Source organism: Novosphingobium acidiphilum DSM 19966 (assembly GCF_000429005.1).
GTDB lineage: Bacteria > Pseudomonadota > Alphaproteobacteria > Sphingomonadales > Sphingomonadaceae > Novosphingobium > Novosphingobium acidiphilum.
Genome location: NZ_AUBA01000004.1, coordinates 69618 through 90384, shown reverse-complemented (window position 1 = coordinate 90384; position 20767 = coordinate 69618). Strand labels below are relative to the sequence as shown.

The following is a 20767-nucleotide window of genomic DNA, read 5'->3' as shown; positions in this document are numbered from 1 at the left end:
CGGTCAGTCCCGCGGCGCGGTGATGACAGTGCCGCCCTTCATCACCATGACCACGTGGCGCACTGCGGCTGCGTCGCGCGTAGGGTCGCCCGCCACTGCAATCAGATCTGCCAACAGACCCGGCTTCACACTGCCCAGCTTGTCACGCAGACCGAAGAACCGGGCATTGCCCGATGTCGCCGCGATCAGCACCTGGGCCGGGGGCAGGCCGGCCGCCTGCATCTGTTCCATTTCGCGCGCATTGGTGCCGTGGGCAAACACGCCGACATCGCCACCCATGCACAAGGGCGTTCCCGCGGTCATGGCCAGGTGGAACGCGTGCACCGCCTCTGTCACCGCCGCAGGCGGTGTGCCTTGGCCATTCCACCCGCGATACCGGGCAATCGCATCACTGGCGGCCAGCGTTGCGCAATAGGCAATGCCTTTGTCATGCATCGCACGAAACAGCTCGGGCGTGCCTTCATCGCCATGTTCGATCGTATCGACGCCCGCCGCAATTGCGCGGCGCATGCCTTCGGCCGTGACTGCATGAACTGCAACGGGCCGCCCGGCATCGTGCGCGGCGGCAACCGCGGCGGTCATCTCCGCCAGCGTCAGCGTCGGGCGGCTGGGTTCACCGCGCTGGTAATGGTAATCGGCATAGAGTTTGACCACATCGGCCCCGGCGGCAATCTGACCGCGCACCGCGCGCACGATTTCGTCGATGCCCGATACTTCTTCGGCGCCCTGGGGTATCGGCACGCCCGGTTCGAACCCTTTGGGGCCATAGGCACCGCGCGCCACGATCGCGCGTGTCGCAACCAGCATGCGCGGCCCGGGCACGATCGCCTGGGCTATGGCATCGCGCAAACCGACATCGGCAAAGCCGGCGCCTTCGGTGCCCAGGTCGCGTTCGGTGGTAAACCCGGCCAGCAGTGTCGCGCGCGCCTGCGCCACGGCGCGCGCCGTGCGCAGCGCCAGTGGCTCGTGCAGCACCTGATCGTCCCATGGCGTTTCGTTATAGGGGTGCAGGAACAGATGACCGTGCCCCTCGATCATCCCCGGCATCAGCGTCGCGCCCGGCAGATCGATCACTTTGGCGCCTGCCGGAACCGGCAGATTTGTCCCGACTGCAACGATCCTGTCGCCGTCGACCAGCACCTGCCATCCCGGATGCGCGGTGGCGTCGACCCCGTCGAACACCTGGGCCGGGCGCAGCAGGGTCGGCGCAGCCATGGCGGGCAGCGGCATACAGGCGGCAAACGCGACGATCGCACGGCAAAACAGGGTTTTCATGCGCTGTATGCTAGGCGGCATGGACACATTCCGCAACGCCACGGCTGCCCAGTAAAAGCCTGTGGCACGATACCGGGCAACGTCGGCGCGGATCTCTTTGCGAATGGCGTGCTTCGCATTAAGGCGGTGCGGGGCAATTCAAATGACAGAGGGTCTGCAGGTGGCATCAAAAACGGTTCGTGCGCTGGGTCGGCTGCCGGTGCAGGTGATGATTGCGATCGTTGCGGGGGTCGCAGTGGGTGCGTTTGCACCACACTTTGGCGAGGCGCTGCGCCCGCTGGGCGACTTTTTTGTCAAGCTGGTGCGGATGGTGATTGCGCCGGTGATTTTCGTGTCGATCGTTACAGGCATCGCGGGCATGCGCGATCTGGGCGCACTGGGCCGGGTGGCGGCGCGTGCGCTCGGTTATTTCGCGGTCATGTCGGGCTTTGCCCTCGTGCTGGGCATGGTGGTCGCCAATGTGGTGCGCCCCGGGGCAGGTTTCGCGATCGCACCCGGCGCGCTCGATGTGACCAAAGTGGCCGACTATGTCGCAAAGGCGCATGATACCACGCTGATCGGATTTTTCCTGGGCCTGGTCCCCGACACGCTGCTTTCGTCGCAGACCGAAGGCAATATTCTTCAGGTGCTGGTGGTGGCGGTGCTGTTCGGTGTGGCGCTGGCCACTGTGCCGGGCGCGGGCGAACGTCTGCTGGGCGTGTTCGAAGATCTGGGCGCGGTCATGTTCCGGCTCGTGGCGATCCTGATGCGCGCGGCGCCGGTCGGTGCATTCGGTGCCATGGCCTTTACCGTGGGCAAGTTCGGGGTGGCGGCGCTGGCCAAGCTGGCCATGCTGGTGGCGACGTTTTACGTCACCTCGTTCGTGTTCGTGTTCGGCATTCTTGGTGTGGTCGGCTGGCTGTGCGGGTTCTCGGTGTTCCGGCTGGCGCGCTATCTGGGGCAGGAACTGTTGCTGGTGCTGGGCACGTCCTCGTCGGAATCCGCACTGCCTGGCTTGATGCAGAAGATGGAAGATGCAGGCGTGCCGCGCGCGATTGTCGGCGTGGTCGTGCCCACCGGCTACAGCTTCAATCTTGACGGAACCAATATCTACATGACGCTGGCCGCGCTGTTCATCGCCCAGGCGTGCAAAGTGGAATTGACGCTGGGTCAGCAATTGCTGCTGCTGGGCGTGGCGATGCTGTCGTCAAAGGGCGCCGCCGGCGTTACCGGTGCGGGCTTTATCACGCTTGCGGCAACGCTGGCGATCGTGCCATCGATTCCGATTGCCGGGATGACACTGATTCTGGGGATCGACCGCTTCATGTCCGAATGCCGCAGCCTGACCAATTTCATGGGCAACGCTGTCGCGACGCTGGTCGTTGCGCGCTGGGAAGGCACGCTCGATCGCGAACGGCTGGCCACGGCGCTGGGCGGAACACGCGCATGAACCCCTTAGGGCAAACCGCGATGGACAACGATCCCGCGAAACCGGTCTGCGTGGTGATCGGCGCCGGCGAGGGCGTGGGGCAGGCGGTTGCCCGCGCCTTCGCGGCCGACGGACACCCGGTCTGCGTAACCCGCCGCGCGCGCAATCTGGCCCAGCTCGATGCACTGATCGACGGCATCCGCGGCGCCGGCGGGCAGGCGCATGCCTTTGGCGTCGATGCTCGTTCGGAACAGGAAACCGTGGCGCTGTTTGACCGGATCGAACGCGAGATCGGGCCGATCGGCGTTGTGGTGTTCAACATCGGTGCCAATGTGCAGTTCGGCATTCGCGAAACCACCGCACGCGTTTTCACCAAGGTCTGGGAAATGGCCTGTTTTGCCGGGTTTCTTGCCGGGCGCGAAGCGGCGCGGGTGATGGTGCCGCGCGGGGCCGGCACGATCCTGTTTACCGGCGCCACCGCCAGCGTGCGCGGGCGCGAAGGCTTTGCGGCCTTTGCCGCCGCCAAACATGGCTTGCGCGCACTGGCCCAATCGATGGCGCGCGAACTCGGTCCGCAGGGCGTGCACGTGGCGCACGTGATCTGCGACGGATCGATCGACGGCGTGTTCATCCGCGAACGCGTGGGCGACACCACCGACCTGCTGCGCGACGATGCGATCCTGAAACCCGACGACATTGCCCAGGCCTATTTGTGGTTGCACCGCCAGCCGCGATCAGCGTGGAGCCACGAAATCGACTTGCGCCCCTGGCGCGAACAATGGTGACCTGCATGACCCGTCCACTGATTGAATTGCTGTTCGATTTCGGCAGCCCCAATGCCTATCTCGTGTGGCAGGTCCTGCCCGAGATGGCACGGCGCCACGATGCCGAACTGCGATTGGTCCCCTGCCTGCTGGGCGGGTTGTTCAAGCTGACCGGCAACCAGGCACCGATGGTGGCGTTCGGGTCGATCAAGGGCAAAATGGCGTACGAACATCTGGAAATGCAGCGTTTCATCGCGCGCCACGGCCTGACCGGGTTTGCGATGAACCCGCATTTCCCGGTGAATACGCTGTTGCTGATGCGCGGACTGGTCGCTGCCCGCCACCGCGGCGAGCAGGCGGCCTACGTCGAAGCCGGCCTTGCCGCGATGTGGGAACAAGGGTGCGCGATGGACGATCCCGACGTCTATGTCGCGGTGATGAATGCCGCAGGCCTCGACGGCGCGGCGCTGCTTGCCGCAACGCAGGACGCCGCGATCAAGGCCGAACTTGCCGCCAGCACCGAGGCTGCGGCTGCGCGCGGCGCCTTTGGCATTCCCACGATGTGGGTCGATGGCGCGATCTATTTCGGCAAGGAACGGCTGCCCCAGATCGAGGCACAGCTGACGGCTTAACCGATCGCGCGTTCGATCACGTCCTGATCGACCGGAATCTGGCCATCGAGCATCAGCATCGCCAGACCATGGACCTGCGACCAGGCCCTGATCGCGCGCAGGCCGGCTTCGCCGCCTTCGTGCGCAGCCTGTCGCATGGCGTTGGTCTGCAACATGTCACCTGCCAATCGGGCATTGCCCAGATCGGCCGCACGCAACGCGGGTGAGGCAAAGATCAGGCGGAACAGCGCCGGATTGTCGAGCGCAAACCGCACATAGGCACGGCCCGTTGCGGCAAATCCGGCAGGGCCGCCACCGGCCAGTTCGCTGGCGGCGGCCTGCGCCAGCCCGAGTTGTTTCAGCCCATCCACCGCCAGTGCGGTCATCAGCGCATCCTTGTCGGGAAAATGGCGATAGACCGATGTCGGGCTGACGCCGATGTTGCGCGCCACTTCGCGCAAGGACAGCGATTGCGCATCCTGATCGGCCAGCAGGCGCAGCCCCTCGGCGATCAGCGCGGCACGCAGGTCACCGTGATGATAGCTGCGACGAACCATGTTGACAGTGTTAGCATTTGCGGTCATGGTAACACTGTAAACATAGGAGCCGGCAATGGGAAGCGCAATCGAGACACTGATTCGCGGCACAGTCACACGCGGGATCGAGGCGCTGGCCAGCTTCAATCGCAGCCGGCTGGCGCCCCCTGCCGGCGGCAGCCCATTCCTGACCGGCATTCATACGCCGATGACCGATCAGCTGACCCTGACCGCGCTCGACGTTACCGGCACAATCCCGCACGGTTTGAATGGCCGCTATCTGCGCATCGGCCCGAACCCGGTGGCGGCCAATGCCGGCGCCTATCACTGGTTCATCGGCGACGGCATGGTGCACGGCCTGGCCATCGCCGACGGACAGGCGTTGTGGTATCGCAACCGCTGGATCCGCTCGAACGCTGTGGCAGATGCCCTGGGGGTCGAGCCCGCACCGGGACCGCGTCATATCTTCGACACGGTCAACACCAATGTGCTCGATATTGCCGGGCGCACGTTCGCGCTGGTCGAGGCCGGCAGTTATCCGGTCGAACTGGATGAAACGCTCGACGGACAGGCCTTCAATCCGTTTGATGGCACGCTCCACGGCAGTTTTTCGGCCCATCCGCATCACGATCCGTTGACCGGCGAACACCATGCAATCGCTTATGCCGCCGGCGATCTGACCACGATCCGTCACGTCGTGGTCGATGCGCAGGCCCGTGTGATCCGCGAAGAACCGATCGCGGTGCGCCACGGGCCGATGATCCACGATTGCGCGATCACCGGGCGTTATGTGGTCATTCTCGATCTGCCGGTCACGTTTTCGATGAAGACCCATATTGCCGGGCACGGATTTCCCTATCGCTGGAATCCGGCGCATCCTGGCCGCATCGGCCTGATGCCGCGCCATGGCACGCAGGACGATATCATCTGGTGTCAGGGTGCCACGGGTTTCGCATTCCACGTTGCCAATGCCTATGACGCTGCCGACGGCACGGTGGTGCTTGATCTTTGTACCTATGACACGATGTTCGGCGATGGAGCGCAAGGCCCCGATGCGCGGGCGCGGGGGCTTGAACGCTGGACGATCGACCCGCAATCGCAGACCGTCACGATGACGACACTCGATCCGGCGCCGCAGGAATTTCCGCGTTGCGATGAACGCTTTTTCGGGCAGCCCTATCGCCATGCCTGGACGATGGCGACGCCAACCGAGCCCGACGACCGGTTTATCGGATCGACCCGGCTTTATGCGCATGATCTGGTCGCCGGCACGCGGCAGGTCCATGATTTCGGGCCTGACCGCTATCCCGGCGAATTCGTGTTCGTACCGCACACGGCCGATGCGCCCGAAGGATATGGCTGGCTGGTCGGGCTGGTGGTCGATATGGCGCACAGCACCACCGATCTGGTCATTCTCGATGCCCGCCAGTTCGACGCGCCGCCGGTGGCAATGATCCATCTGCCGCACCGTGTTCCGCCGGGCTTTCACGGCAACTGGATTGCAACAGGCACTGCCAAGTGAGCCGCGACACGGCCCTGGCCTGGCTGCGCCGGAACGGCCCGGTGGTGATCGTCGAAGGCGCCATTAACATTGCCGCCCCGGCGCTGATCTATGCCATTCTGCAGGACCGTTGGGGCGAAGTTCCGGCGCTGCTGGCATCGTGCGCGCCGCCGCTCGTGTGGACGCTGGTCGGGCTTGCCCGCCATCGCCGGATCGATGCCCTGTCGATCATGGTGCTGGTGGGGATCGCGTTGTCGTTGATCGCGATGGCTGGCGGCGGCTCGGCGCGGTTTCTGCAATTGCGCGAAAAGCTGGTGACGGCGTCGATCGCCATGGCGTTCCTGGGATCGGCAGCGATCGGCCGGCCGCTGATCGGGCCGCTGGCGCGCGCGACCGTGGCGCGCGAATCCGCCGAATCACTGGCGGCCTTCGATGCGCGACGCAACGATCCGTTTTTGCGCCGCACGATCATGGTGATGACACTGGCCTGGGGCTTTGGCCTGCTGCTTGATTTTGCGGTTTCGGTCCTGCTGATCTATACCACCAGCGTGGCGCAATATCTGATTGTGGGGCCCGTTGTCGGCTATGTCACGATCGGCGGATTGACCGGCTGGACCGTGCTTTATCGCCGCCGCAGGACACGTCTGGCGCAGGCCCATGCGCGCGATTGAGCCCCTTCATGCGAACATCGCCGGAACAGACATTGCACTTTGGTGCGATGTCGCCTATATGAGGGTGGCTAACGTCGCCTGAGACTGGACTTTCGGCTCCTTCGCCTTCCGATCCTTATCACGACTCTTCGCTCTGCCGGCACCTTTGTCGGCAGACCATTCTACCTGTGTAAGGAACCGGATCATGCCAGTAGGCACCGTGAAATTTTTCAATACCGACAAGGGCTATGGCTTTATCGCACCCGATGATGGCACGCCCGACAACTTTGTCCACATCAGTGCGGTCGAACGCGCCGGTCTTCGCACGCTGCTCAAGGATCAGCGCCTGAAGTACGAGCTCGAAACCGACCGTCGGGGCAAGACTGCGGCTGTCAACATCGAAGCGGTCTGATCGTATGGCCAAAGAGGAGCTTTTGACCCTCGAAGGCCAGATCGACGAAATCCTGCCCGATGGTCGTTTTGGCGTCATGCTTGAAAACGACCATCGGATCATCGCCTATACGGCTGGCAAGATGCGCAAATTCCGCATCCGGTCAGTCGTTGGCGACAGGGTTCGCGTTGAAATGACCCCTTATGACCTGCAAAAGGGTCGCATCGTTTTCCGGGACAAGGGTCCTGGTGGCGGACCCGGCGGACCCCCGCGCAAGCGGCGCTGAACCAACCAATACAATCAGGCGCCACAAGAGCGTCAAGGATCTCAATGTTTACGTCAAATTCTGTCTTCAGTACTTATCAACTGCACATTTCGCCAAAACCCGTCGTTGCCGCGCCAAGCGGCCCAATCGTTTCGCGCCGCCCTCCGCCTGTGCTGTCACGCCAGGAATTGCAGCGCCTGATCCTCGATATGGTGGATTAATCCTTCCGGCGTGCCGAAGTGCGTATCTGCCGTTGTAATGGCAGAGCCGAAAGGGGCCGACATGTCTGCATCTTGCCAGTTCTACCTCGATCAGGCCGCACTCTGCGCCAAATCGGCAGAGCGCGCCACGTTGGCCAACCAGCGTGAAACCTACACGCGGGCCGGGGCTGCGTGGCAGGCATTGGCCGACCGGGAAATCGAAATCACCGCTGCGCGTGAAAAACGCGATGCGGAAAAGGTGGCACGCCAGGTCGAAACCGATCTGACGGCTACCGGCTTCGACACCCGGCCCGATCCTGCCATGTTGTTCGGGGCTGCATCCGGCCACGAAACCGTATAAGGCGCGGATCACTCGATTGTGCGCCGGGGTCTGACCCCGGCGTTTCCCGTTTCTGCCTGCAGGTGCCAAACCGCAATGTGTCGCGCCTGAGCCAAAAGCCCAAAGTCATAAACATTATGCCCTTTTCTTCACTTCCTCCGTTGATCGCCACCGCGCTTGCCGAACAAGGCTATGCCGAACCGACCCCGGTTCAGGCCGCCGTTCTGGCAGCAGAGGCGCAAAATCGCGATTTGCTCGTTTCGGCCCAGACCGGATCGGGCAAGACCGTGGCCTTTGGCATCGCCATGGCCGAACGCATCCTGGCCGGCGAAGGCGAAGCCTATGGCCGCAGCCCGCTGGCGTTGGTGATTGCGCCTACGCGCGAACTGGCGCTGCAGGTCAGCCGCGAATTGATGTGGCTGTTTGCCAAGACGGGCTTGCGCATCACCACCTGCGTTGGCGGGATGGATGCGGTCAAGGAGCGCCGCGCGCTGAACCACGGCACGCAGATCGTGGTCGGCACGCCCGGACGCCTGCGCGATCACCTTGAACGCGGCGCGCTCGACCTGTCGGCACTGCGGTATGTCGTGCTCGATGAAGCCGACGAAATGCTCGACATGGGCTTTCGCGACGATCTTGAGGAAATCCTCGAGGCAACTCCGAACGAGCGGCGTACGTTGCTGTTTTCGGCAACGATGCCGCGCCCGATCGTGGCGCTGGCCAAGCGCTATCAGCGCGACGCGCTGCGCATCTCGACCGTCGGCGAAAGCTCGGGGCATGGCGATATCGATTACCAGGCGGTCGCGGTGTCGCCCGCCGACATCGAAAACGCGGTGATCAATCTGGTCCGGTTTCACGAGGCGGAAACCGCGATCCTGTTTTGTGCCACGCGCGACAATGTGCGTCATCTCCACGCATCGCTGATCGAACGCGGTTTTGCCGCGGTGGCGTTGTCGGGCGAACACAGCCAGAACGAGCGCAACAACGCGCTTCAGGCGCTGCGTGACGGCCGTGCACGGATCTGCGTCGCCACCGACGTGGCCGCGCGCGGGATCGATATCCCCTCGCTCAGCCTGGTTGTCCATGTCGAAGTGCCGCGCGATGCCGAAGTGCTGCAACACCGGTCCGGCCGTACCGGCCGCGCGGGGCGCAAAGGCACGGCCGTGCTGGTGGTGCCCTATCCGCGCCGCCGCCGCGTCGAAGGCATGCTGCGCGATGCGCGCGTTACCGCCACCTGGGTGCCGGTGCCGTCGTCCGAAGCGATCCGCGATCGCGATCGGGAACGCCTGCTGCAGGACCTGGCCCAACCGGTCGAAGCCAGCGACGGCGATCGCGCGATGGCGCAACGCATCATCGAAACGATGGAACCGCTTGATGTGGCGCTGGCGCTGGTCGTCGCGCGCAAGAAGGGCGTGCCCGAACCCGAAGACCTGATCGAGGCATCGGCGCCTGAGCCTGGCGCACGGCCCGAACGGCGCGCCGGGTTTGAAGACGTGGCCTGGTTCCGCATGGATATCGGCCGTCGCCAGAACGCCGATCCACGCTGGATCCTGCCGCTGCTGTGCCGGCGCGGGCATATCACCCGCAACGAAATCGGGGCGATCCGCATCGGAGCCAACGACACCTATTTCCAGGTGCCGCGCAATGTCGAGGCGAAATTCCGCGCCGCGCTGAAGCGCACGTCGATCCCCGGTGCCGAAGATGAAAGCGGCATCACCATCGAATTTTCGCCCGAACCGCCCAAGGACAACAAGCCCACCCATTCGCGCGACAACGCCGGGCAGGCACCACGCGGTCCGCGCGGACCGGTGCGCAAGGGTCCGCCCCGGCGCCGGGACTGATCAGGATGTGGGCGGCGCAGGCAAGACCTGCGCCGCCTGCCGATCAGCAATACCCGCCGCCGGTCCAGTAGACATAGGTCTGCAACCGACGGCTCCACCGCCAATGGCGGTGTTCGCGGCAATACCAGGGGTAACCGGCATAATAGCCGAAGCCGCGGCCCCATCCGGCGCGCGACCCGCGATAGCCACCGCCATATCCGTGGCCGCCGCCGTAACCATGCATCTGGCCACCGCCGCCATATCCGTGGCCGCCGCCGCCGTGCATCCGTCCGCCGCCACCATGACCGCCTCCGCCACCGCCGTGCATCTGGCCGCCCCCTCCGCCATGGGCCTCGCTTTGGTGCTGGGCGACGGCCGGGGCCACAGGCAGAACCCCCGCGGCAAGCCCCAGCGCGGACAACGTGACAAACATTTTACGGACATCCATGGGCAATTTTCCTGGCTAAGACAGTGGCCCGCATCCCGGCAGACCAGGCGCGCACCATAAAATGCGCGTGTCCGGTCGGCAGGACCGGAATCTACGCAGAACCGCCGCCGCGCGATCACGGGCATTGCCGTGTGCCAACTGGGTACATTCCGACGCTGGGCAGGGTGGCCGGGCGGCCGTACCTGCCGGCACGTTGTTCGCAGCCGCATAGTCTCCATCCACGTTGCCATGCGGCTTTGATGGTCGGTATCATCAGCGGCGGAACACTCGCATAGACCACGTTTCAAGGGTTGGCGGTGTGCGACCGTCGCTTTGTGTGTCGCCTTTTGCAGGACTTGGCCGCGTCTGCCTGGCCAAGCCTTTCGGGCCGGCCAGCCGGCTGCCCCCTGCGCGCACTTCACCCGGCACGCTCGAAGATTTCACGCGAAAGAATGGACAATTTGATGAACAAGCTTTTTGTTGCTGCGGCGCTGGCGTCGTGCGCGATGGCCGGACCGGCCTTTGCCGACGATACCGGCCCCTACATCACGGTCGAAGGGGGCGGGGTCAAACAGGAACGTGCCAACGTCTATGCGCCCGGCAGCCTGGATTATACCGACCGTTTCAGCACCGGATGGGAGGCTGGCTCTGCCGTCGGGTATGACTTCGGCCATTTCCGGCTCGAAGCCGAAGGCTTTTTCAACCGCTCCACACTGCATGAACAGGATCGCTATTTCGGGGGCGACGCGGGCACCGTGGTCACCACCAATGGCAATGGCCTGGCCGGTCGCACCCAGACCTATGCTGCGATGGGCAATGCGTTGCTCGGCCTGGGGCATTGGGGCGGGCTGAAATTGTATGTCGGTGGTGGTGCCGGTTATGCCCGGACCAGGCTTGAAGAACATTCGCAATATGGCGATCAGATCTATGCTCGCGCCGACGGCTTTGCCTGGCAGGGCTTGGCGGGCCTGACCGTACCGCTTGGCCGCCATATCGATCTGGGCGTACGCTACCGGTACTTCAATCCGACCGGCGCCAACCATTTCGTGTCCGAAGAGGGGGCCGACCGCACGGCCAAGCTGCGCTCGCACTCGGTGCTGGCCACCTTGACCTACAACTTTGGGCGCGTTGCCCCGCAACCGGCGGTCGAACCGGCCGCAGCCCCGCCGCCGCCGCCGCCGCCTGCGCCGCTGCCGCCGCCACCACCCCCGGCGCCGCCGATCGTCATCGCGCAAGTGTGCAACAAGGGGCCGTACATCGTGTTCTTTGACTGGGACAAATCGGACATTTCGGCAGAAGCCGCCCAGATTCTCGACAGCGCGGTTACCGCCTATGGCAATTGCGGCACCGTGCCGATCACGCTGGCCGGCTATACCGACAGTTCGGGCACGCCGGTCTACAATATGGGCCTTGCCGGTCGTCGCGATACCTCGGTGCAGGCCTATCTGACCAGCCACGGCGTCGCTGCCGGGGCAATTTCGTCCCATGCGTATGGTGAAGCCAACCAGCGCGTGCCCACCGCCAACGGCGTGCGCGAATTGCAGAACCGTCGCGTGGAAATCAATTATGGACCTGGCGCAGGCAACTGATCCTGCGCCCGATCCGATCGAAGAAAAGGGGCGGGGGGGCCGGAGCGATCCGGCCCCCCGCCTGTCTTCGCATCAGCAATCAAGTGTGGTGGCGCGTTCCCAATCGGTCAGGTGCCGGGTATATTCGTTCCATTCGGCATGCTTGAGCTTCAGGTATGACGGCACCAGCGGCCCCAACGCTTCGCCCAGCACCGCGTTCGATTCCAGCGCGCGGATCGCATCGAGCAGATTGAGCGGCAGCTTGGGCACATTGCCGACCTTTTCGCCCTCGGTGTACATGTTGATGTCAAGCCGCGGCCCCGGATCGCGGGCATTGATGATCCCGTCGATTCCGGCAGCCAGTGCCACTGCGGGCAACAGATAGGGATTGACCGCACCGTCGGCCAGCCGCAGTTCCAGCCGGTTGGGCTCGGGCACGCGGATCATGTGGGTGCGGTTGTTGCCGGTCCAGGTTACCGAATTGGGCGACCAGGTTGCGCCCGAATTGGTGCGCGGCGCGTTGATCCGCTTGTAGCTGTTGACCGTCGGGTTGGTGATCGCAGCCATCGCCGGGGCGCTGTGCAACAGGCCGCCGATGAAATGCTTGGCCAGCGGGCTGATATCGTCGCCGGCCTCGAATGCGTTCACATCGCCCTGCCACATCGACAGGTGAATGTGGCAACCATTGCCCGTCAGGTTGACGAACGGCTTGGGCATGAAGGTCGCGCGATAGCCGTGCTTTTCGGCCACCGACTTGGTCAGGAACTTGAAGAACGCCATGCGGTCGGCGGTGACCAAGGCATCGTCATAATGCCAGTTCATCTCGAACTGGCCGTTCGCGTCCTCGTGGTCGTTCTGATAGGGTTTCCACCCCAGTTCGAGCATCGCGTCGCAGATTTCGGTGATCACGTCATAGCGCCGCATCAGCGCCTGTTCGTCATAGCACGGTTTGACTTGGGTATCGGCGCCATCCGAAATGGTGCTGCCGTCGGACGAAATCAGAAAGAATTCGCACTCCACCCCGGTCTTCAGCTGGTATCCCAGCTCTGCCGCGCGCGCGATCTGGGCCTTCAGTGCGTTGCGCGGGGATGCGGCCACGGGCTTGCCCGCCATCCACAGGTCCGCCGCCAGCCAGCCCAGTTCCTTTTTCCACGGCACCTGGATGAAGCTTTCAGGATCGGGCACCGCAAACAGATCGGGATCGGCGGGCGTCATGTCGAGCCATGTGGCAAATCCGGCAAAGCCCGCACCGTTTTTCTGCATCTCGGCGATGGCCGATGCTGGCACCAGTTTGGCGCGCTGGCTGCCGAACAGGTCGGTATAGGAAATCAGGAAATACTTGATGCCCTTGGCTTGGGCCACTTCTGCCAGATCGATGCTCATCATGGCGTCTTTCGCTAAGGGATCAGAATTGCTGTCCGGGGATCCAGCTGGTGCCCGCCAGCGGCACGCGCGCCATGGCGGCGGCTTCGATGGTCAGGGCCACCAGATCTTCAGGTTCCAGATTGTGCAGATGGCTTTTCCCGCACGCCCGCGCGATCGTCTGTGCCTCCAGCGTCAACACTGCCAGGTAATTGGCCAGACGGCGCCCGGCTGCCACCGGATCCAGTCGCGATGCCAGGTCGGGGTCCTGCGTGGTGATGCCGGCCGGGTCGCGCCCTTCGTGCCAGTCGTCGTAGGCGCCGGCCTCGGTGCCAAGCGCGGCATAGTCGGCGGCCCACCGCGGATCGTTGTCGCCCAGCGCGACCAGCGCGGCCGTGCCGATCGCCACCGCATCGGCGCCCAGCGCCAGCGCCTTGGCCACATCGGCGCCGTTGCGGATGCCGCCCGACACGATCAGCTGCACTTTGCGGTGCATGCCCAGATCCTGCAGCGCCTGCACCGCCGGGCGGATCGCGGCGAGGATCGGAATGCCGACATGTTCGATGAACACGTCCTGCGTCGCCGCGGTGCCGCCCTGCATGCCGTCAAGCACGACCACGTCGGCGCCCGATTTCACCGCCAGCGCCACATCGTAATACGGCCGTGTGGCACCCACTTTCACATAGATCGGCTTTTCCCAATCGGTGATCTCGCGCAGTTCCTCGATCTTGATCTCCAGGTCGTCGGGCCCGGTCCAGTCGGGATGGCGGCAGGCCGAACGCTGGTCGATCCCCTTGGGCAGGGTGCGCATCGCCGCCACGCGGTCGGAAATCTTCTGGCCCAGCAGCATTCCGCCGCCGCCCGGCTTTGCCCCCTGGCCGATCACCACTTCGATCGCATCGGCCTTGCGGATGTCGTCGGGGTTCATGCCATAACGGCTGGGCAGGTATTGATAGACCAGCGTCTGCGACTGTCCGCGCTCTTCGGGCGTCATCCCGCCGTCGCCGGTGGTGGTGCTGGTTCCCGCGATCGTTGCGCCGCGTCCCAGCGCCTCCTTGGCTTGCGCCGACAGCGCGCCAAAGCTCATCCCGGCAATCGTGACAGGGGTTTTCAGATGGATCGGCTTTTTGGCGAAGCGCGTGCCCAGCCACACATCGGTGGCACATTTTTCGCGATAGCCTTCCAGCGGATAACGCGACACCGATGCGCCCAGGAACAGCAGGTCGTCAAAATGGGGCAGTGCGCGTTTGGTGCCGCCGCCGCGAATGTCATAGATGCCGGTGGCCGCCGCGCGGCGGATCTCGGCCAGCGTGTGCGGATCGAACGTCGCCGAAAAACGCGGCAAAGTCCGGGGGGTCTGGGCATTGTCCATCTGGGCGATCCTCAGTAGGCCGAGGCGTTGTCGACGTGAAAATTGTACAGCCCGCGGGCAGAGCCATAACGGCGGAATTCGCGCGCGCTGACGCCTGCGACCCCGGCATCGGCCAACAACCGGTCCAGGATCGCGACATGTTCGGGCCGCATGTCTTTTTCGATGCAATCAGCGCCCAGGCTTTTGACCGCGCCACGCACGAACAGCCGTGCCTCGTACAGCGAATCCCCCAGCGCTTCGCCGGCGTCGCCCAGCACCACCAGGTTGCCCGCCTGCGCCATGAACGCCGACATTGGCCCGATCGAACCTTTTACGACGATATCGATGCCTTTCATCGAAATGCCGCACCGCGCCGATGCGTTGCCATCGATCACCAGCAGCCCGCCATGCGCGGTGGCGCCTGCGGCCTGGCTGGCATCGCCTTTGACATGGACCCGGCCCGACATCATGTTTTCCGCAACTCCGACCCCGGCATTGCCATGCACTATGACGGTTGCGCGCTGGTTCATCCCGGCACAGTAATATCCGGCGTGGCCTTCGATCTCGACCGTGATCGGGGCATCGACCCCGGCGGCAATGGCATGCGCGCCTTCGGGATTGGCAACGGTCCAATGGGTTTCATTGGTATCGGCAGGCAGCGCATGCAGCGCCGCATTAAGGTCGCGCTTGGTCATGACGGCAAGGTCGACAGCGGGCATCAGTGGCGCTCCCAGACATAGGCGTGGGCGGGTTCGGGTTCGAAAATGCGCGCGGTTTCAATGCCGGGCAGACCGACCAGTGCGCGATATTCCGACCCGAATGCGACATATCGATCGGTTTCGGCCATCACCGCCGGCTTGCACGAAATCGGATCGCGCATCACCGCAAAGCCGTTTTCGGTGCCGATGACGAAGGTGTAGAACCCGTCCAGATCCTCAAGCCCGGCTTCGAGTGCCGCAGTCAGGCTGTCGCCTTCGCGCAGGCGCCAGCTGATATAGCCCGCAGCCACTTCGCTGTCGTTGTCGGTGGCAAAGCTCAGCCCTTCGTGTTCCAGCTTGCGCCGCAGCGAACGGTGGTTCGACAGCGATCCGTTGTGCACCAGGCACTGGTCGCGCCCGGTGGAAAAGGGGTGTGCGCCATCGGTGGTCACGGCGGATTCGGTGGCCATGCGGGTGTGCCCGATGCCGTGGGTGCCGGCCATTGCGGGCAGGGCAAAGCGGTCTGCCACCTGGCGCGGCAGGCCAACCTCCTTGTACAGTTCGATGCGTTTGCCGGTGCCGGTTACCACCACATCGGGGCGATTGAGCGCCAGCCAGCCGCGCACCTGGTCTTCGCACCCGGCGGCGAACGACAGCACCATGTGCGTGTCCCGCCGGGTGGCGGTTGCCACGTCGGCGAGCGCGGAGGCCACGTCATCCAGCCGGGTGCCGCGCAGCGTGATTTTCAGATGGTTGGCACTGCCATCGCCAAACACCGCAAAGCCCGCGCTGTCGGGGCCACGGCTGGTCATGACCACCAGCATGTCGGCGAGCAACCGGCCCAGTTCGGGCTCGAGGTCCGGGTCTTTTAAAAACAGACCGACAATACCGCACATCTCGTGATTCTCCCGGAAACCCGCAATCTGGTGCCAGGCCTCCGGGATAGTCGGTTGACTGTCGGAATGTCAATCAAGAGGAAAAGAAATTTCCCATGAAGAATATTTGCCGGTCAGTCGCGGAATACCACCGTCTTGGTGCCGTGCAGCAGGCTGCGGCCTTCAAGGTGGAACTGCACGGCACGCGCCAGCACGCGGCGTTCGATATCGCGGCCCTTGCGCACCAGATCGTCGGCATGGTCTGCATGGGTGATGCGTTCGACATCCTGTTCGATGATCGGGCCCTCATCGAGATCGCCGGTCACGTAGTGTGCGGTTGCCCCGATCAGCTTGACCCCGCGTTCGTGCGCCTGGTGATAGGGCTTGGCGCCCTTGAAACCGGGCAGGAACGAATGGTGGATGTTGATGCACCGGCCGCTCAGCCAGGCCGCCATGTCGTCCGACAGGATCTGCATATAGCGCGCAAGCACCACCAGATCGGCACCGGTTTCGTTGACGATGGCCTTGATCTGGGCTTCCTGTGCGGCCTTGGTCTCGCGCGTGACCGGCAGGTGATGGAACGGGATTTCGCCCAGGTTGATGTCGCCCAGCGCGGAACGCGGGTGGTTTGACACCACGCCCACCACATCCATCGCGATTTCGCCCATTTTCAGGCGATACAGCAGATCGACCAGGCAATGGTCGAATTTGCTGACCATCAGCAGCACCTTTTGCAGGTGATCGCGGCGGCGCAAGCTCCACACAAAGGCGAACTTGTCGGCAATCCTGCCCAGTTCGTGCGCCACCGCGTCATCGCTGGCGGCATCGGCAGTGGAAAAGGCCAGCCGCATGAAAAAGCGGTTGGCTTCGGCATCGTCGAATTGCGATGCTTCGGTGATGTTGCCGCCGTGAATGAACACGGTCGTCGCGATTGCCGCCACGATGCCCGGCTGATTGGCGCACGAAAGGGTCAGCAGAAAGTCGGTCATGCTCGGATCCTGATCAAAGTGCCGCGACTGCGGCGTCAAGCCATTCGCGAAAGCTGGTTGAAAAACTGCGGAACACCGCAAGGTCGTAAGTACCGGGTGCGGCGTGGTGGACGATCACGCCGATATGCGCGATCACGCTGACCGCGACCGCGCCGGGCACAAAGACCTGTGGCGACAGATCGATCGGCAACCCCTTTTGCAGCAGCCGCCGTGCGTCCGATCCGCTGATGGACAACCCGGCATAAGCGCCTGACTGGTCGACGACCGCGGCCACGCCCGACAGCGTTTTTCCCAAGGCTTCGGCCCAGTCGGGCGCGGCAACGCTGGTATGGGCCAGCCACTGGTTCGGGCCTGTTCCCCATAGCGTAACGCCGTCGCCAGCGCTTTCCACCGGTGCTGAAACCACCTCGAAACCCAGTGCCGCTGACAGCGCTGCGGGCCCGACGCCGGCGTAGGGCAGAACACTGGCCAGACCAAAGTGGACGGCTTCGCCAATCGCTACATCAGCCACGCAGCCGTTCTCCTGCCGGATCAAAAAATACCGGATCACACACCAGCGCGCGCACATCGGCACCGCGCACGGGATCGTGCACCACCACGTCCTCGCCATGCCGGTCCGCGCCATGCGCCAGCAGCGCCAGCGCGATCGGGGTGCCCAGCGTCGGCGAATAACACGCCGATGAGACATAGCCCTCATCATGCGAAGGCGCCGGGGTGGCGCCGGGGCGCAGCAGGTGTGCGCCGGCGCGCACCGCCGATACACCGTCGACCGGCTTAAGCCCGACCAGCCGGGGGCGTGCCGGATCGACCAGCGCGGGCCGCCCGGCCATGATCCGACCGATGTAGTCCTTTGTTTTCGAAGCCATGCGGCCAAGCCCGAGATCGGCCGCAGTGGTCCATCCGTTCAGCTCGTTGCCTGCCGGATGCCCCTTTTCGATGCGCATCACCCCCAGCGCTTCGGTGCCATAAGGGGTCAGGCCGAACAGCGTGCCGACATCGCACAGATGGTGGACAAGTGCTGCGCCAAGATGGGCCGGAACGCTCAGCTCATAGGCAAGTTCGCCCGAAAACGACAGGCGAAACAACCGCGCCGCATACCCGCGCCAACGCATCGCCACGGCGCCCATGTACGGCAGCGCCACGTTTGAGACATCGCTATCGGGCAAAGCCGCGGCCAGCAATTCGCGCGCGCGCGGCCCGGCGATCGAATAGGTCGCCCATTGTTCGGTCACCGAAACGGCCTGCGCGTCCAGATCGGGCCACAGCACCTGACGCGCAAAATCGATATGCTGCATCACGCGCGCGGCATTGGCGGTGGTGGTGGTCATGAACCAGCGATCATCGGCAAAGCGCGTGACCGTGCCGTCATCCATGGCAAACCCGTCTTCGCGCAGCATCAGGCCATAGCGCGCCTTGCCCACCGGCAGCGCGGCAAAGCCGTTGATGTACAACCGGTCGAGCAGTGTGCCGACATCGGCGCCGATCAGTTCGATCTTGCCCAGCGTCGACACATCGCACAGGCCAACACCATTGCGCGTGGCATGGACTTCGCGGTCGACCGATTGGCGCCAAGTGGTTTCATGCGGCAACGCATACCATTGTGCACGCTTCCACTGGCCGGCATCGACGAACACCGCGCCACGCGCCGCGGCCCAATCGTGGCTGGCGGTGTGCCGCGTCGGGCGGAACTGCCGCCCGCGATGATGGCCGCCAAATGCGCCGATCGCCACGGGCACCACCGGCGGGCGCGCGCGGATCGTGCCGGTTTCGGCCAAGGCCTTGCCCGTTGCCGCGGCCAGCAGTCCATGCCCGTTGACCTGGCTGACCCGCCCCTGGTCGGTCGCCATGCCCAGTGTGGTATAGCGTTTCAGGTGCTCGACGCTGGTATAGCCTTCGCGCACCGCCAGCGTGACATCGCTGGCGGTGACATCGTGCTGAAAATCGACAAACGCCTTGGCCTTGCACGGCCCCGTCGCCCAGACCGCGCTGACGGCGTGGGCGGTGTCCTGTGCTGCGGGCAAGGCGGCAGGCGTCAGCGCCGTGCCCAGCGCTGCTGCCGCCTTCAGCACGGCCGCGCGCGCCGAGGCCATCGCCCCGGCCAGGCCATAGACCCCGTCGGCGGCCCCTGCCGCAGACACGTCGGCAGGCGCAGCGCCCAGCGCATAGGCGGCGATATCCTCGCGCCACACCGGCTTGTGACCCAGGTGCGCGGCCAGCGCCACCTGCGGATTCCAGCCGCCGGCTACGGCCAGCAGGTCGGCGGCATAGCTGTGCCGCCGTCCTTGGTTGTCTGCAGCAATCACCTGCGACAGCGGGCTGCCTTTGGCGGCAACCAGTTGCCCGCCGGTCAGCACCGGCACACCGGCAGCGCGGATCGGCGCGGTCAGGATTTCGGGTACACCGGCTCGGGTGTCGATCACGGCCAGCAGCGTCACACCGGCGGCGATCAGGTCTGCCGCAGTCTGCCAGCCGCTGTCGCTGGCGGTCAACACCACCGCGCGGCGTCCGGGGGCCACGCCATAGCGGTTGCAATATGTCGACACCGCGCCGGCCAGCATCACGCCGGGCCGGTCGTTGCCATCAAACACGATCGGGCGTTCGGTCGCGCCGGTTGCCAGGATGGTCTGGCGGGCAACGATTTTCCACAGGCGCTGGCGTGGCTGGCCAGGCAGCGGCACGGGCAGGTGGTCGGCCACCTGCTCGATCGCGCCGTGTTCGCCATCGTCAAACCGGCCAAACACCGTGGTGCGCCGCATGACGCGCACATGCGGCATGGCCGACAGCGCGGCGATCGCACCGGCCACCCAGGCTGGGCCGTCCTGGCCGTCAATCTGTACCCGCTCGGTCAACAATTGCCCGCCGGGCATCGCGCCCTCGTCGGCCAGAACAACCCGCAGGCCCGCGCGCCCGGCATCGAGCGCGGCGATCAGGCCCGCAGGTCCTGCACCCACCACCAGCACATCGCAAAAGGCGTGGTCATGTTCGTAGTGGTCGGGATCTTCCTGCCCCGACAAGGCGCCAAGCCCGGCGGCGCGGCGGATCAGCGGCTCGTACAGTTTTTCCCAGGCTTTGGCCGGCCACATGAACGTCTTGTAGTAGAACCCGGCGACAAACAGCGGTGCGGCCAGCTGGTTGACCGCCATCAGGTCGAAACCCAGGCTGGGCCAGCGGTTCTGGCTGGTGGCAACCAGGCCATCAAACAGTTCGATCGTGGTTGCCCGGGTGTTGGGTTCCGCCCGCGCACCCTCGCGCAAGGTCACCAGCGCGTTGGGTTCTTCGCTGCCCGCGGTCAGCACACCGCGCGGGCGATGGTATTTGAAACTGCGCCCGAACAAACGCACCCCATGCGCCAGCAGTGCCGAGGCAAGCGTATCGCCGGGATGCCCGGTGTAGCTCTTGCCATCAAAGGTGAACGTCAGTGTCCGGCTGCGGTCGATCAGGCCGCCATGGGCAAGGCGAAAGGGTTGCGCGCTCATGCCGCGGGCTCGGGCCGGGCGAGGCGGGCATCGGTTATCGCATGGGTCACGGTGTTGCGCGTGACGCGCAGCCAGTTGCGGCACCCCTGCGCGTGATACCACAATTCTTCGAACGCCCCCGCCGGGTTGTCGCGCAGATACAGGTAATCGAACATCGCACCGGCATCATCCCCACCGGGACGAACGGGTTGGGCATCGCCGCGAAACACGAATTCGCGCGAATCGCGTGCGCCGCAAAACGGACATGGAATGCGCATGCC

Annotated in this window: 21 protein-coding genes; 10 read left to right on the top strand and 11 right to left on the bottom strand. The window is 64.6% G+C overall.

The genetic code is table 11. From position 1 onward, the window contains the following. Window positions 1–3: 3 nt before the first annotated feature. Complete coding sequence (locus tag G404_RS0104600) at window positions 4–1275, bottom strand: metal-dependent hydrolase family protein (protein WP_051280180.1); 1272 nt, start codon at window positions 1273–1275, stop codon at window positions 4–6. Window positions 1276–1417: 142 nt separating this feature from the next. Here G404_RS0104600 and dctA point away from each other — a divergent pair, with 142 nt between their 5' ends. The 3 genes from dctA to G404_RS0104585 are packed head-to-tail and all read left to right on the top strand — an operon-like array spanning window position 1418 to window position 4079. Beyond that, window positions 1418–2704, top strand: a complete 1287-nt coding sequence (gene dctA, locus G404_RS0104595; RefSeq protein ID WP_051280179.1) for a C4-dicarboxylate transporter DctA — start codon at window positions 1418–1420, stop codon at window positions 2702–2704. A 20-nt stretch (window positions 2705–2724) separates the two neighbouring features. Next, window positions 2725–3468, top strand: a complete 744-nt coding sequence (locus G404_RS0104590) for an SDR family NAD(P)-dependent oxidoreductase (RefSeq protein WP_028640044.1) — start codon at window positions 2725–2727, stop codon at window positions 3466–3468. 5 nt (window positions 3469–3473) lie between these two features. Next, entirely contained in the window at window positions 3474–4079 is a 606-nt protein-coding gene (locus G404_RS0104585) for a 2-hydroxychromene-2-carboxylate isomerase (protein WP_028640043.1), read from the top strand. On the opposite strand, the gene G404_RS0104580 is transcribed toward G404_RS0104585, so the two are convergent. Beyond that, window positions 4076–4642, bottom strand: a complete 567-nt coding sequence (locus G404_RS0104580; RefSeq protein WP_245584390.1) for a TetR/AcrR family transcriptional regulator — start codon at window positions 4640–4642, stop codon at window positions 4076–4078. The two genes, G404_RS0104585 and G404_RS0104580, sit on opposite strands and share 4 nt — an antisense overlap. Before the next feature lie 28 nt (window positions 4643–4670). Between G404_RS0104580 and G404_RS0104570 the strand changes: the two genes are divergently transcribed. The 6 genes from G404_RS0104570 to G404_RS0104540 all read left to right on the top strand — a co-directional run bounded on the left by G404_RS0104570 (window position 4671) and on the right by G404_RS0104540 (window position 9782). After that, the gene (locus tag G404_RS0104570) at window positions 4671–6116 is read left to right on the top strand and encodes an 8'-apo-carotenoid 13,14-cleaving dioxygenase (RefSeq protein WP_028640041.1); all 1446 of its coding nucleotides are present in this window, start codon (window positions 4671–4673) and stop codon (window positions 6114–6116) included. After that, window positions 6113–6766 (top strand): VC0807 family protein, encoded by a 654-nt coding sequence (locus G404_RS0104565; protein ID WP_245584389.1) that lies wholly within the window; start codon window positions 6113–6115, stop codon window positions 6764–6766. The genes G404_RS0104570 and G404_RS0104565 overlap by 4 nt, the downstream gene beginning before the upstream one ends. A 184-nt stretch (window positions 6767–6950) precedes the next feature. Beyond that, window positions 6951–7157: a cold-shock protein gene (locus G404_RS0104555; protein ID WP_028640039.1), complete on the top strand. Its 207-nt coding sequence runs from the start codon at window positions 6951–6953 to the stop codon at window positions 7155–7157. 4 nt (window positions 7158–7161) lie between these two features. Then, window positions 7162–7422, top strand: coding sequence for a translation initiation factor IF-1 (gene infA, locus G404_RS0104550; protein WP_028640038.1), 261 nt, complete (start codon window positions 7162–7164; stop codon window positions 7420–7422). 261 nt (window positions 7423–7683) lie between these two features. Further along, a complete protein-coding gene (locus G404_RS18060) occupies window positions 7684–7962 on the top strand; it encodes a hypothetical protein (protein ID WP_036520395.1) in 279 nt (92 codons plus the stop codon). A gap of 116 nt (window positions 7963–8078) precedes the next feature. Then, entirely contained in the window at window positions 8079–9782 is a 1704-nt protein-coding gene (locus G404_RS0104540) for a DEAD/DEAH box helicase (protein ID WP_028640037.1), read from the top strand. Between the two features lie 43 nt (window positions 9783–9825). Here the strand turns inward: G404_RS0104540 and G404_RS20720 are convergent, their stop codons facing one another. Then, window positions 9826–10209: a hypothetical protein gene (locus G404_RS20720; RefSeq protein WP_211230730.1), complete on the bottom strand. Its 384-nt coding sequence runs from the start codon at window positions 10207–10209 to the stop codon at window positions 9826–9828. A 443-nt stretch (window positions 10210–10652) separates the two neighbouring features. On the opposite strand from G404_RS20720, the gene G404_RS0104530 reads away from it, so the two are divergent. Continuing rightward, window positions 10653–11777, top strand: a complete 1125-nt coding sequence (locus G404_RS0104530; protein ID WP_028640035.1) for an OmpA family protein — start codon at window positions 10653–10655, stop codon at window positions 11775–11777. Between the two features lie 72 nt (window positions 11778–11849). Here G404_RS0104530 and glnT read toward each other — a convergent pair whose 3' ends face one another. The 8 genes from glnT to G404_RS0104490 all read right to left on the bottom strand — a co-directional run bounded on the left by glnT (window position 11850) and on the right by G404_RS0104490 (window position 20764). Continuing rightward, window positions 11850–13142, bottom strand: a complete 1293-nt coding sequence (glnT, locus tag G404_RS0104525) for a type III glutamate--ammonia ligase (protein WP_245584388.1) — start codon at window positions 13140–13142, stop codon at window positions 11850–11852. 19 nt (window positions 13143–13161) lie between these two features. Continuing rightward, on the bottom strand, window positions 13162–14490 hold the full coding sequence (locus tag G404_RS0104520; protein WP_028640033.1) for an FMN-binding glutamate synthase family protein: 1329 nt from the start codon (window positions 14488–14490) through the stop codon (window positions 13162–13164). Window positions 14491–14501: 11 nt separating this feature from the next. Continuing rightward, on the bottom strand, window positions 14502–15188 hold the full coding sequence (locus G404_RS0104515; RefSeq protein ID WP_028640032.1) for a GltB/FmdC/FwdC-like GXGXG domain-containing protein: 687 nt from the start codon (window positions 15186–15188) through the stop codon (window positions 14502–14504). Next, window positions 15188–16063, bottom strand: coding sequence for a class II glutamine amidotransferase (locus tag G404_RS0104510; protein ID WP_028640031.1), 876 nt, complete (start codon window positions 16061–16063; stop codon window positions 15188–15190). The genes G404_RS0104515 and G404_RS0104510 overlap by 1 nt, the downstream gene beginning before the upstream one ends. A gap of 113 nt (window positions 16064–16176) precedes the next feature. Then, a complete protein-coding gene (gene purU / locus G404_RS0104505; protein ID WP_028640030.1) occupies window positions 16177–17031 on the bottom strand; it encodes a formyltetrahydrofolate deformylase in 855 nt (284 codons plus the stop codon). 13 nt (window positions 17032–17044) lie between these two features. Then, a complete protein-coding gene (locus tag G404_RS0104500; protein ID WP_028640029.1) occupies window positions 17045–17542 on the bottom strand; it encodes a sarcosine oxidase subunit gamma in 498 nt (165 codons plus the stop codon). Further along, window positions 17535–20507, bottom strand: a complete 2973-nt coding sequence (locus G404_RS0104495; protein WP_028640028.1) for a sarcosine oxidase subunit alpha family protein — start codon at window positions 20505–20507, stop codon at window positions 17535–17537. Before G404_RS0104495 ends, G404_RS0104500 begins: the two co-directional genes overlap by 8 nt. Beyond that, the gene (locus G404_RS0104490; RefSeq protein ID WP_028640027.1) at window positions 20504–20764 is read right to left on the bottom strand and encodes a sarcosine oxidase subunit delta; all 261 of its coding nucleotides are present in this window, start codon (window positions 20762–20764) and stop codon (window positions 20504–20506) included. Before G404_RS0104490 ends, G404_RS0104495 begins: the two co-directional genes overlap by 4 nt. Window positions 20765–20767: the final 3 nt, after the last annotated feature.

Bases quoted from the DNA above. Each gene is read 5' to 3' on its own strand.
- G404_RS0104515 (WP_028640032.1), bottom strand. From the start codon at position 15,188: ATGCCCGCTGTCGACCTTGCCGTCATGACCAAGCGCGACCTTAATGCG.
- G404_RS0104570 (WP_028640041.1), top strand. From the start codon at position 4,671: ATGGGAAGCGCAATCGAGACACTGATTCGCGGCACAGTCACACGCGGG.
- G404_RS0104540 (WP_028640037.1), top strand. From the start codon at position 8,079: ATGCCCTTTTCTTCACTTCCTCCGTTGATCGCCACCGCGCTTGCCGAA.
- G404_RS0104590 (WP_028640044.1), top strand. From the start codon at position 2,725: ATGGACAACGATCCCGCGAAACCGGTCTGCGTGGTGATCGGCGCCGGC.
- purU (WP_028640030.1), bottom strand. From the start codon at position 17,031: ATGACCGACTTTCTGCTGACCCTTTCGTGCGCCAATCAGCCGGGCATC.
- G404_RS0104520 (WP_028640033.1), bottom strand. From the start codon at position 14,490: ATGGACAATGCCCAGACCCCCCGGACTTTGCCGCGTTTTTCGGCGACG.
- G404_RS18060 (WP_036520395.1), top strand. From the start codon at position 7,684: ATGTCTGCATCTTGCCAGTTCTACCTCGATCAGGCCGCACTCTGCGCC.
- G404_RS0104510 (WP_028640031.1), bottom strand. From the start codon at position 16,063: ATGTGCGGTATTGTCGGTCTGTTTTTAAAAGACCCGGACCTCGAGCCC.
- G404_RS20720 (WP_211230730.1), bottom strand. From the start codon at position 10,209: ATGGATGTCCGTAAAATGTTTGTCACGTTGTCCGCGCTGGGGCTTGCC.
- G404_RS0104490 (WP_028640027.1), bottom strand. From the start codon at position 20,764: ATGCGCATTCCATGTCCGTTTTGCGGCGCACGCGATTCGCGCGAATTC.
- G404_RS0104600 (WP_051280180.1), bottom strand. From the start codon at position 1,275: ATGAAAACCCTGTTTTGCCGTGCGATCGTCGCGTTTGCCGCCTGTATG.
- G404_RS0104585 (WP_028640043.1), top strand. From the start codon at position 3,474: ATGACCCGTCCACTGATTGAATTGCTGTTCGATTTCGGCAGCCCCAAT.
- dctA (WP_051280179.1), top strand. From the start codon at position 1,418: ATGACAGAGGGTCTGCAGGTGGCATCAAAAACGGTTCGTGCGCTGGGT.
- G404_RS0104495 (WP_028640028.1), bottom strand. From the start codon at position 20,507: ATGAGCGCGCAACCCTTTCGCCTTGCCCATGGCGGCCTGATCGACCGC.
- G404_RS0104530 (WP_028640035.1), top strand. From the start codon at position 10,653: ATGAACAAGCTTTTTGTTGCTGCGGCGCTGGCGTCGTGCGCGATGGCC.
- glnT (WP_245584388.1), bottom strand. From the start codon at position 13,142: ATGATGAGCATCGATCTGGCAGAAGTGGCCCAAGCCAAGGGCATCAAG.
- G404_RS0104555 (WP_028640039.1), top strand. From the start codon at position 6,951: ATGCCAGTAGGCACCGTGAAATTTTTCAATACCGACAAGGGCTATGGC.
- G404_RS0104580 (WP_245584390.1), bottom strand. From the start codon at position 4,642: ATGACCGCAAATGCTAACACTGTCAACATGGTTCGTCGCAGCTATCAT.
- infA (WP_028640038.1), top strand. From the start codon at position 7,162: ATGGCCAAAGAGGAGCTTTTGACCCTCGAAGGCCAGATCGACGAAATC.